This window comes from Salmonella sp. SAL4457 (genome assembly GCF_046548235.1).
GTDB lineage: Bacteria > Pseudomonadota > Gammaproteobacteria > Enterobacterales > Enterobacteriaceae > Salmonella > Salmonella enterica.
On record NZ_JBGDZO010000039.1, the window covers coordinates 1 to 514 of the forward strand.

Genomic DNA, 514 nt, shown 5'->3' on the forward strand with positions numbered 1-514 from the left:
TTCTTTAAGGTAAGGAGGTGATCCAACCGCAGGTTCCCCTACGGTTACCTTGTTACGACTTCACCCCAGTCATGAATCACAAAGTGGTAAGCGCCCTCCCGAAGGTTAAGCTACCTACTTCTTTTGCAACCCACTCCCATGGTGTGACGGGCGGTGTGTACAAGGCCCGGGAACGTATTCACCGTGGCATTCTGATCCACGATTACTAGCGATTCCGACTTCATGGAGTCGAGTTGCAGACTCCAATCCGGACTACGACGCACTTTATGAGGTCCGCTTGCTCTCGCGAGGTCGCTTCTCTTTGTATGCGCCATTGTAGCACGTGTGTAGCCCTGGTCGTAAGGGCCATGATGACTTGACGTCATCCCCACCTTCCTCCAGTTTATCACTGGCAGTCTCCTTTGAGTTCCCGACCTAATCGCTGGCAACAAAGGATAAGGGTTGCGCTCGTTGCGGGACTTAACCCAACATTTCACAACACGAGCTGACGACAGCCATGCAGCACCTGTCTCAC

General features: G+C 52.9%; 1 rRNA gene. It reads right to left on the bottom strand.

What is annotated here, in order from left to right:
* Positions 1 to 10: 10 nt before the first annotated feature.
* Positions 11 to 514 (bottom strand): 16S ribosomal RNA (locus ACLJNW_RS23105); the annotation flags it as partial.